The 9,381-nt window shown below is 61.6% G+C and carries 7 protein-coding genes and 2 pseudogenes; 2 read left to right on the top strand and 7 right to left on the bottom strand.

The features are described 5' to 3' along the window. Positions 1-113: pseudogene (locus BKY27_RS20055) on the top strand (IS481 family transposase); the annotation flags it as partial. An 85-nt stretch (positions 114-198) separates the two neighbouring features. After that, positions 199-383: pseudogene (locus BKY27_RS20445) on the top strand (IS6 family transposase); the annotation flags it as partial. Here BKY27_RS20445 and BKY27_RS19050 read toward each other — a convergent pair. The 7 genes from BKY27_RS19050 to BKY27_RS19020 all read right to left on the bottom strand — a co-directional run bounded on the left by BKY27_RS19050 (position 379) and on the right by BKY27_RS19020 (position 9,248). Next, complete coding sequence (locus tag BKY27_RS19050) at positions 379-2,175, bottom strand: hypothetical protein (RefSeq protein WP_071676051.1); 1,797 nt, start codon at positions 2,173-2,175, stop codon at positions 379-381. The pseudogene BKY27_RS20445 and the gene BKY27_RS19050 sit on opposite strands and share 5 nt — an antisense overlap. Before the next feature lie 11 nt (positions 2,176-2,186). Further along, the gene (locus BKY27_RS19045; protein WP_071676050.1) at positions 2,187-2,942 is read right to left on the bottom strand and encodes a class I SAM-dependent methyltransferase; all 756 of its coding nucleotides are present in this window, start codon (positions 2,940-2,942) and stop codon (positions 2,187-2,189) included. 11 nt (positions 2,943-2,953) lie between these two features. Further along, a complete protein-coding gene (locus tag BKY27_RS19040) occupies positions 2,954-4,249 on the bottom strand; it encodes a cytochrome P450 (protein ID WP_071676049.1) in 1,296 nt (431 codons plus the stop codon). After that, positions 4,246-5,271 (bottom strand): radical SAM family protein, encoded by a 1,026-nt coding sequence (locus tag BKY27_RS19035; protein WP_146636314.1) that lies wholly within the window; start codon positions 5,269-5,271, stop codon positions 4,246-4,248. The genes BKY27_RS19040 and BKY27_RS19035 overlap by 4 nt, the downstream gene beginning before the upstream one ends. Before the next feature lie 252 nt (positions 5,272-5,523). After that, complete coding sequence (locus BKY27_RS19030; RefSeq protein ID WP_071676047.1) at positions 5,524-6,513, bottom strand: hypothetical protein; 990 nt, start codon at positions 6,511-6,513, stop codon at positions 5,524-5,526. Further along, on the bottom strand, positions 6,510-7,196 hold the full coding sequence (locus tag BKY27_RS19025; protein WP_071676046.1) for a sulfotransferase family protein: 687 nt from the start codon (positions 7,194-7,196) through the stop codon (positions 6,510-6,512). The genes BKY27_RS19030 and BKY27_RS19025 overlap by 4 nt, the downstream gene beginning before the upstream one ends. Before the next feature lie 198 nt (positions 7,197-7,394). After that, the gene (locus BKY27_RS19020) at positions 7,395-9,248 is read right to left on the bottom strand and encodes a hypothetical protein (protein WP_071676045.1); all 1,854 of its coding nucleotides are present in this window, start codon (positions 9,246-9,248) and stop codon (positions 7,395-7,397) included. Positions 9,249-9,381 lie beyond the last annotated feature (133 nt).

Below are 9,381 nucleotides of genomic sequence, written 5' to 3'. Positions count from 1 at the left end.
CCGTATGGACGCATCTCTACAATTGGCACCGTCCGCACTCGGCGCTAAAGTCAAAACCACCAATCAGCCGATTAGGATTGGATCGGAACAACCTGTTGACGTTCCACAGCTAGGCGCATGGTTTTTGGCCAAGCCTGAGATTTGTTCACGTTTTTTTGACAGCACTAGGCGAGGGCTAAATAGACGTATCTCTAACTGGCCGAGGATCGGGAGGGTCATAGCCTTGATTACCTGCTTTCCGAACGCCGGGACCTAGCGGCGTCCCGGCGCTCCTTTAGGCGCGCGCGATAGCCGCCAATTGCGTACCAGATCGGGTCGTGATCAACAAGCGCGGCGCCAACCTGGCCGGTCTGCGGGCTGCAAACGTGATCCTGAAATTTACTGCTGGCCGCTCGTCCAGCCCTGAAGGCCGCTCAGGTTTTCTGGCGCACTGGCGAGAAAGTCGCTGAGCCTCGCTTGATAGGCAGCAAACCAGCGGTCTTCCCAATCCTCTCGGGATTCGTGCGGTTCTGGCAGCGGCATTGCGGTCAGCCTGACCTCAAGGCGGCCGTCACGCCAGCGGGATTCATACCAGACGGACGGGATGCCGCGCGCGAACGAAAGACGCGCGACCAGACGTGACACTCTCAGGGTTGCACCTCCGACCGCGACCGACCGGGTGCCCCCCGAAAGATGAGCATCCGCTGTGACACCAACCAGCCGGTTCTCCTTCAGGTGTGTCAGGATTGATTTCACCATCGCGTCGGGCGACGACCCGGCCCACAGAATACCGGTGGCGCGGGTCTGCTCGGTTGCACCGCCAAGGCCCACATAGGCGAAAGGCCAACGGAGGTTTTCAAAGGTGGCAAAGCTCGCGTAGACCGGGCCTGCGTGGGTGCCCACCAGAATGCCCCCCCGTCCGAGCCCCATCGCATCCTCAAGCACCGATATGTCAACCGGGTCGATGAGATCCAGAACATCCTGACGCCCGTCCGAGCCGGAGTAGAGCGCCCATCTGCGGATAAACGCCGAGGCCGCGCCCCCCCAACCCTGCCGCGCGGACCATTCGGGCCAGGCGTCATCGGGCAGGCCGGACAGGCGAAACGGCATCAGCATGGCTTCGGGCACGTCAGTCATTGCCGGACCCGGCGTGTACGGAAGGGCGGCAAGCCCCGCGCTCAGGCTTTCGGGCAAGTCGGCCCGGATGCGGGCGGCTTTAATCCCGCGTAACGTGTCCAAGAGTTCCTCGTTACCAGTTTGGCGCAGCACTCTTGCTAGCTCCCTGGTAGCAAAGTCGCCATTCTGGTCGGGGTTCCAATTGCGAAGCACTTCGGCGAAGTCGTCCGCCCGGCCGGCTTTAAACAACGTATTCGCAAGAAACAGAAGCACGCCCGTCTTGGCTTTTGGTGTGTCGTTTGTTCGTAGCAAGAGGGTCTTTGCGGCAGTTATCGCTGGCGTGGCGTCGCCATCCGCCACCTGACGCTTGAGCAGCGGTATGGCGTGGAGTGTGGAGGTCTGATGCAGTTTTGGCAAGGAAAGCAGCGTGTCTGACCTCTCGGACTGGCCAATCCTGCCCAGCAAATCCGCCAGACGCAGGCGGCAGGAAAACGTGTCGTCGAACGTTTCAAGTTGCTGTTCGGCGGCACGGATCACTGCTTCATCAAGGGTGGGCAGAAACTCTGCGCACAGCGGACTGAGCAAGTATCCAAGCGTCTGATAGAAGTGGTTTAAAATCAGGTCGTTGGCACAAAGGACTGCGCAAAGCGCATCGAACGCCAGCTTCCCGGTTTCGGTCTGGATTGCCAGCCTGGCGACCCTGAAACGCGTGCTGGAGGGCATCTTTTCCGGCATTTGGCGTTCGATTTCCGTCAACAGAACCTGCGCCTCATCCGGGCAATCGTTCTTGACGTGCAATTCGGCAAGCAGAATCGCAATGTCGGGCGTGCGATCGGCGACGGTCAGAACGGATATTGCTTCTGCCTCGCGGTCGGTCCGCACACAGGCCCGCGCAAGAAGCAGGCTACGCACGTTGGGCGGAATATGCGGACAATGGGTATAGATCGCCCGGGCCAGCGCAAAGGCCTCCTGGCCCTTGCCCTCGCGAAACAGAACTTCGATCGCCGACTTAACCTCGTTTGGGGTCCGCAAAGACGTGGCGATCTCGATCTGTGCAGCAGTGTCGGAAAGCTCAACCATGTGTCACCCTTTCACGCGTTCGTTGTGCAGCGTTTTGTCAGCGCAAGCAGAAGGTAATGTTCGAGAAGCTTGATCCAAATCCGTCCTGCCCGTTCAAACCCACTTTCGATCAGGAGGTTCAGATACGGCGTCCCGGTCTCGTTGGTGATGTCTAGACACGTTTCAACCTCCCAGCCGATGCCCCGGATCTGGGCCATGAACGCATCGACCGAAAGCCCGGTGTTTTCCTTGGGGATACCGTAAATGCTGCGGGTGTAAAGCACATCGCTGAAGATTAACCGACTGCCAGGTTTGAGTATGCGGAAGGCTTCGCGCAGGAAATCCTCGCGAGTGTTGAAGTGGAAGGCCGCTTCGACGCAATAGATCCCGTCAACGCTGTTGGACGGCAAATCGAGCCGCGAGGCGTCTTTCTGAATGAAGTGCAACTCAGGATAAGAACGCGACGCAAAGTCAATCTGCTCGGCGGAGAAATTCACCCCCGTCAGCCGCGCCCGCGGATAGGCATCCGCGAACATGCGCGTCGTGTTGCCCAGCCCACAGCCGACATCCAGAATGTCGCCCGCAAGGGTCCCCCTTGCGGGGTCGAGGTCGATGTGAGCGCGGACGAGGGCCTCGCACGCCGCGTTCAGATTGTCCGTTGTCACTGGCTGAACGTCGCGCCAGTATCCCACGTTGAAGAAATTGCTGCCTTCATACAACTTGCGCATCGCGGCGTCGAAGATGATGTGATTATAGTGTTTTGCGTATTCTGCGGAACTGTCGCGCATGGTGCACCCGGTTATCTGGATTTGCGGATTGCGTCTGGAATCAGCGTCACGCCGCCCCAGGCATGAAGGGTGAAGGAATATACCGGCTTGGGTTCGCTGGCGGTTTTGAACCGGAAAAGCCGCAGCAACTCGGACAGGATCACGATCGGCTCCAATTCAGCGAACGCCTTGCCCAAGCACACATGGGCCCCGGCGCTGAAGGGCCGAAAGGAACCCGGCGTGATGTCGCCGACCTTCGGCGGCAAAAACCGCGTGTGATCGAAAATGTCCGGGTCCGACCAGACTTGGCGATGTCTGTGCATCGCGTAGAAGTTGACCACCACCGGTGTCCCCTCGGGAACCTGATGGTCGAGCAGCTGCATCTCATGCCGAGCCTGCCGAACGGTAATGACGGCCGGTGGAAACAAGCGCATTGCCTCGTTCAGAACCGCCGAAGTGACTGGTGTGTCGAGAAATGCGCCCGGTTCCGACGGGTCAATAGCCCCAAGTTCATGGCGAACCGCTTTGTCCGCGACCGGGCTTCGGGCCAGAAACCATAGGGTCCAGCCGATGGCGGCGGCGCTGGTCTTGTGTCCCGCGCTCAGAAACAGGCGGATGTTGTCGCGCAAGGTTGCTGTGTCAAGCGGATTATCACCATCCGCGACAAACGCAGGCAAGGCTATGTGCGGACAGCGCGCGGCGAAGGCCATGGACTTGTCTGCCGTCTCTTCCAGCAGGTCCGCAACCCGGCGATGATCGTTCGCCATCCGCGAAGCATAGATGCCTTCGATGGCCTCGTGCACGAATGCGGGCAGGCGCAGGTCCATATCTTTGTCCGCGAACATAAGTCGCCAGATCACCTCGAAGGTGATAGCGGCCAGCAGCGCTGAAATGTCCATTTCGCCCTGCGCCGGGTCGAGACGCCGCGCCATTCGTTCGGTGACAGAGCGGATCATCGCCACATGCCGTGTGGCGCTGCGACGGTTCACACTTGGCCCCAGCGCCGCCTTAGCATCCCAGCCAGATTGACCCTTGGCGGCGATCATGCTGTTTGGGCCGGACTCACCGCCCGCTATCTTGCGGTAAATCCAGTGTTTTTCGAAACTCGTTCCGTCGTTGGTCAGGATTTGATTGGCCAGTTCCGGTTGCATGACATGCAAAATGTTCGCCCCGCGCACCGCAACCGGAACTATAGGCTTGTGCAACAAGTCTGTCGGCCAGTGGTCGACGGTCTGGAACAGCGCCTTAAGCACACCGGGCGCGCGACCAACGCCCCTCGTGGCAAGCGCCAGACCCGGAACCGGATGGTAAAAGGATGATGGGCTCATGCTGTGGCCTGCCCGGCCTGCCGATAGATTTCCGGCAGCGGAAAAAGAAATATCCGCCCCAGCATGTCCATCATGTCAAGCCATACGACAAAGGTTTCCCGCGAGCGGAGAAATCTGGCGTCGGGAATGAACTGCGACGACCAGACGCCACTATATAGCCGGCAATCCCGGCACTCGATGTCCGGAGTGCAGCATTTCACAGCTTCGGCAGTTAGAGCTGTAGAGTGATAGCGCAAGTTTCCGACGATCCGTGATCCGCAGTCGCGGGCGACTTGCGTGTCCGGGTCTATATCAAACAGCGGGCCGGCTTGCGTGATCACATCCCGGAACCCCGGTGTGCAAAGAACCGTCTCCGGGAACTCGTCCATCGCGCGTGTCATGGCGTCGTTTAGGCGCAGCAGGTCGTCCGCCGAGAAAACCGGTATGCCCTTTTCCGGTGCAAGTCGAAAGAACTCGTCGTCCGCCGGAAACTGAGCAGCAATCTTGTCGGAGTATGTCCGGGTTGGCGAAAACACGCTGAAGGTTACTGGCAATCCATGGTCGCGACTCGCCGCGAGAACTGCGGGTACGGTGTGAAGGTTCCACGGTGACAAGGTGAACAGCATGACAGCGCGTTCGTCCCCGGCATAGTTACGCAGGGCTTTTCGTAAAATGGACCCTCCACGTAAAAGTGTGTCGGTCTCATCGTCGCCCCAAACCGAGACCCCTATCCGAAACCGGATGTCCGGGTCCAATTTTATCGTGCCGTTGGTCCCTATTTTTCCATAAGTCAGATAGCGACTTGCGGCCAGGAGACGGTCTCGTTCCAGTGCGGGTTCCGCGCCGACGAAATAGGCCATGCTGACGCCGCGAGCCGCCTCACCTTCAAAAAAGGACTCCCAGTCGCCTGTTGACGGCTCGTCAATGACCCGGAGCCGGTGTCGGTTTTCGAAATAGTAACACCCTTCACACCATATGTTGCATCGCTGGCTGATCTCGTAGAACGCAGGTGTGCGAAAATGACGGATGACCTGTTTAGCCAATTCGTATCGCGGGTGCAGGTCTGGCGATCTGTCGATCAAACTCTTACATCGTCGCAGCGCATCCCTTGGAACCCAAGAAGATCTCTGGGCCTCGGTTAAAGTTATCATTGCGCAGGCTCCAGTTTAGTCGCGGCAGAAGTATCGAATAATTGTGGCCGCTGCCAGTCAATTTTCTGCTTCGATTTGTCCAGCAGAGCAGAAAGGGCGAAAGCGACCCACCGCGAGTAACGACATATCTACAGGCGATAAAATTCACGTTGCGTCGTGAGGGAGACAGTCCTGTCCCGGATGCCACGCGCCCTCGATCTGCGCCCACCAGTAGTCTAGGCCGAGGCGCACGCGCAGCCGCTCCCGCGCAGCCGCCCCCTCGAGTTGGGGGGCGAGGTCCACTTGCCAGCGCGACAATATCTCCGGGGTCAGGAACCTGGCCTCCCAGTCATCGACGAAAGCGACCGGCAGCCTGGCGTAGGCCGCGTCGAGCGGGCCCCTCTTAATAATGGGAATCGCGCCCTGGATCAACGCCTGCCACGCCTTCGGCGACGGATCTAGGCCTCCGCCCTCGGCGCAGACGACGAAGACATGCTCTCCGAGCAGGCGCTCGAAATCCTCTGGCGCGACCTCGTCCTCGGCTACTGTGCAGAATTCGGCCCAGGCCGTCCGCGCAACCGCAGTTATCCTGCGTCGGGTCTCCCATTGCAACCCCTCCCTGACGCGGTGCGCGACGAGCACCTTCCCCGCCCGGTTGGAGAGCGGCGGGATATCGGAGTACGGCACACCACCCTCCGGCCGCCCCTCGGGGAATACAAGCCCTAGCGGCAGCGGCGAGACTGAGGGATGCACCGCACAGGATAGGTTCTCGACGAACCAATGGCACAGCTTTGGGTGCGCGAGGATCCGCTCGATCATGGCGGCCTCGGCCTCGGTATAGTCGCGCCAGCGCGCGTCGAGCTGTTGCGGCAGCGTGACGTCCTCAGAGCCGGTAATCAGGACGAAGGGCGTGTTCAGGCGCGGGAGCACCTCTTCGGCGAAGACCTCGAGCGCCCGAAACGGCGACCGAAGGGATACGAAGATCGTCTGGGGCCGCTCCCGGCTCCCGGGCATCAGTAGTGCCGTCGTGGGCTCGGCATAGTCCGAGCACAGAACCCAGTCGCAGCGGGCCGCGACGCCCTCGAGCTGGTAGGCTGCCGCCCCCTGTCCCTTGGGAAAGAGACGGGTGGATAGGGGATCGAGCCGGGGCGTCATGCCGCTTCGGAGCGCAGAGCGTCCAGCAGACTCTGGACACTGTGAGGAAGCCCGTCGTCGTCAGCCGGGTTCCGGTAGAGCGCCGGATCGAAGAAAGGCACTCGCTCGAGCGCGTCCGGAGCGACCCGGCGTAGCGCGGCTGCAAGGCGCCGTTCCATATCCGCGGCGGTGTCAGTATATTCCACAAGCGTGGCCCCGAAAGCGCGTCGTGCGTGCAGCAGCCGTTCGTTGTAGCGTCGCCAGAGGGCGAGCGCGCTGTCGACGTCGATACCGTTGCGGTTGGCAAGAGACGCTGCCACCGACGCTGGGTGCCTGAAAATCCCGATGAGCCGCACGTCGTCCAGCACCTCGAGCCAGCCCTCGAGGGCAAAGAGTGTCCGCGGATCCTTGAACCCCCATAGCGGGTGGCCCTGCCTGGACTCGATGAAGAGATCGCGGACTGACAGGTGCAGCTTGCCCCATTCGAGTTGCGGCTCGGGCGGGTCACGCCAGTTGCCGCCGTTCTGCTCCAGAAGACTCTCGTGCATATAGAGCACCGCGGGGGCTTCCCACAGGCCCTTCGGGTTGAATTGGAAGCCGGTGTTGAGAGTATGTCCCATATATACACCGGCGTCATGCAACGAGCCTGCAAGCAGGCTCGTACCACTGCGATGCATGCCAAGCACGATGACACATGTTGTCATGGATCGCCGCTTGCCTCCGTGCTGGATCTCCTTAAGTTTGCATACAGTGGCAGGCCCTGACTCGCAAGTGTGACCTGCCCCCGCTGGTCCCTCGTTCATAACGAGAGTCTGCGCGTTCAATTTTGGTGGCCCGGTCCGTCGTCACCTTGAACCATAGTTCGTATCATTGCCTGACGCGTAGGCGCTGATCCCCGCCGCTCACATCTCCAGCCCGTCCTCCTTGAGATCCGCGATCGTTTCCGCCGTTTCCCCGAGAAGCTCGAGCCCCTCATCCCGAATGAATTTGGGCATGCTCGACAACTTGAGCCATCTCACGAAGCGACTGAGCAAGGTCTCGAGGCGGTTCAACATCCACTGAGCCCGCGTGACCTGAGCCTCGACGGCGTTCTGGTTCCGTTCGAGCTGCTTCTGATCTTCCGCGAGCTGCTCCTGACCCTGGCGCAGCGCAGCTTGATCCGTTTTCAGCGCCTTGCGCTCCCGCATGGTCGCGTCACGGACAACACGCGCATCGCGATGGACGCTCTTCGCTCCGCAAACAATCCTCACGCCGAGCTCAATCGCGGGCAAGATTTCGAGACAGGCGGCCTCAAGACGGTCAGGCTCGTTCGCCCGGATGCGGCCGTCCGGATCACGGGCGAGCGTGCCCTTGTCGATCTCCTTGACCAGAGCGCCCAATCCGTCGGTCAGCACACCGACCCGATCCCGCGTTTTCGCCGCCCGGGCCTCTTCTTTCCGGGCCTTTTCAGCGGCAGACTTTTTAGCTTGCTCAGCTTTGATACACTTCGCCCCGGCCGCATCGCGGGCACGGGCCTGCTCCTCGGCTTCCGCCTTCAGGCGCGCCGCCTCGGCCTTCCGGTCTGCCACGACGCGGGCCATTGCAACCGCGTCCACGGTCAGCTCTTCGATCTCCCGGGCAAGCCCGGTCGCCCGAGCCTCCTCAATCCGGGTCTGTTCGGCGGCCGCTGTGGCAGCAACCTCCGCTCTGATCCGGTCCTCCTCGGCGGCATCGCGGGCGACCTCGGCCAAAGCCTCGACATCGGCCCGCGCGCGTTCGGCAACGGCAACCGCCCGGTCCGCTTTAGCGCGTCGGGCCCGGGCGTCCGCGATCGCGCGCTTGCGCGATTTCCGCACCGTCACGGTCGCGAGCGCAGTCGCATCGGCAATGATGACGTCGGCCCGGTCCCCCGCGGCCTTCGCGATCCGCGCGGCCTCCTCTCTCGCCGCTTCAACCTTCCGCTCAGCCTCCTTCCGAGCTTCCTCCGCCTCCAGTTTCGCCCGCCGCGCAACCTCGGCCTGCGCATCCGCGCGGGCCCGGTCGCGTTGAGCGACAGCGGCCTGACGGTCGGCCTCGGCCTTCCGAGCCTTCGCCTCTGCGATCGCGCGCTTACGCGACTTCTTCACCACGGATTTCGCCAGCGCCACTCCATCCGCGACCGTCGCCTCGGCCTCGGCGCGGCTTGCCTCCCGGATCCGGTCCCGGTCCGCCAGTGCAAGGCGCCGCTGTTCCCGGCGCCAGTCAGACGGTGGAACGTGCCGAGGCGGTTCCGGCATCTCAACCCCGGCCGCAAGCGCCTGACGGGCTGCCTCGGCACGTCTCTCACCACGGTGAATTCCAAGATCCACAAACGCCTCACCCGCCAAATCCTGAGCGTATTCATAGTTCGCCAGGAGGGGGTTTGCCGAGGGCTGGAGCAACCACTGTGTTCCCCGGTTCTGGCTGACCTTTTCCACCCATACGGCGACCGCGAAATGAATGTGCAGCGCCTCTTCATCTTCATCGATATTCACCTCTCGGAGCTGCCCATCCGGGAAATGCTCGAGAAGGAACTCCGTCGCGCGCTGCTTGAACGCCTCCACCCGGTCAGGGTCCCAGTGTTCATGTCCGGTCCCGCCAAACCAGAGCTTGTTCACCGTGATGATGCCCTCACGAAGCGGGCCGCCGCGCGTCGACTTCCACGCGTCGACGGGCCCGCGCTCACGCAGCCGTTCGGCTTCGAGGAACCGCCCCTTGCGTTCCCGCGCGGCGATCTCTTCCTCGAAATTGTGCTCCATCGCGGCCGCGATTTCCCCGTGCAGCCGCTCGATCCAGTCCGGTGCCCCGACCGGCTTGGACCTGTCGCGGTTTGGTGCCGCTCCTTTGATAGCATAATGTGCAGCAAAGGAGACGAGCTATGGGCACAGGAAG

Origin of the sequence: Nioella nitratireducens (assembly GCF_001879715.1) — a bacterium.
GTDB classification, from domain to species: Bacteria; Pseudomonadota; Alphaproteobacteria; order Rhodobacterales; family Rhodobacteraceae; genus Nioella; species Nioella nitratireducens.
This window is presented reverse-complemented; position numbering and strand designations above follow the sequence as displayed.

Bases quoted from the DNA above. Each gene is read 5' to 3' on its own strand.
- BKY27_RS19050 (WP_071676051.1), bottom strand. From the start codon at position 2,175: ATGGTTGAGCTTTCCGACACTGCTGCACAGATCGAGATCGCCACGTCT.
- BKY27_RS19045 (WP_071676050.1), bottom strand. From the start codon at position 2,942: ATGCGCGACAGTTCCGCAGAATACGCAAAACACTATAATCACATCATC.
- BKY27_RS19040 (WP_071676049.1), bottom strand. From the start codon at position 4,249: ATGAGCCCATCATCCTTTTACCATCCGGTTCCGGGTCTGGCGCTTGCC.
- BKY27_RS19030 (WP_071676047.1), bottom strand. From the start codon at position 6,513: ATGACGCCCCGGCTCGATCCCCTATCCACCCGTCTCTTTCCCAAGGGA.
- BKY27_RS19025 (WP_071676046.1), bottom strand. From the start codon at position 7,196: ATGACAACATGTGTCATCGTGCTTGGCATGCATCGCAGTGGTACGAGC.
- BKY27_RS19020 (WP_071676045.1), bottom strand. From the start codon at position 9,248: ATGGAGCACAATTTCGAGGAAGAGATCGCCGCGCGGGAACGCAAGGGG.